We start from the raw sequence: 656 nt of genomic DNA, 5'->3' as shown, positions 1-656 counted from the left end.
CCTGTTGAACAGTGACATGCTGAAAGGGTAATTCCTGCGGCTTGGCGGGAATAAAGCGATGGGTGTTAATCGTATGACAAAAGCGGCTTACAGGGAACATCTTGATGAAAATATTAACAATCTTATCCTGCGAATAAGCAGAGGGACATATCACCCGAAAGCAGCCAGAATCATGGAGATCCTGAAAGTGCTGGATTGTCCATCTCGTTGGAAGATCCATTCAATGTTCAATTTTTGCTGAATATGTGTGGGAACACGAATCTGTCAGGGGCTGGATGCGGTAGTTCCGCAAGTCCGATTCTGAGGAGGGGCCTGCCCGAGAGACTGGGTAGGTCTACTCACCAGTTAGACCAAACGGCCAGAACGGGTCGCATCGTGAAATTAGAATTGACAACCTGGACTCCGACTAACCCCAAAAGGTCATCGTATTCCTGACATTAATTTTCTGTCCCGGAAAAAGAATTATGCATTGACCTTATTATTTCCGTTTATTAGCGTGATAAGGCTTATCAATGATCCGGTCGCTTGTGAGGATCACCTTCGGGCAGCGACAACAACACTCCTGTAGCCTGCAAGGGAGTACACGCCTGTGTGGTACATCTGCGCACCTTTGGAAGCAGATATCGTTAAGTTTAATTACGATGAAGGTTTCTTAA

General features: G+C 46.2%; 1 protein-coding gene. It reads right to left on the bottom strand.

Features of this window, described 5'->3' with window-relative positions; translation table 11 throughout:
• Positions 1-220: hypothetical protein (locus tag PSI17_RS17210; RefSeq protein WP_273553113.1), on the bottom strand; the 220-nt coding region annotated here is incomplete at its 3' end.
• Between the last annotated feature and the right edge of the window lie 436 nt (positions 221-656).

It is taken from the genome of Xenorhabdus sp. IM139775 (assembly GCF_028598745.1).
Classification (GTDB): Bacteria; Pseudomonadota; Gammaproteobacteria; order Enterobacterales; family Enterobacteriaceae; genus Xenorhabdus.
The sequence above is the reverse complement of the archived record's forward strand: the minus strand, read 5'-3'. Positions and strand labels throughout refer to the sequence as shown.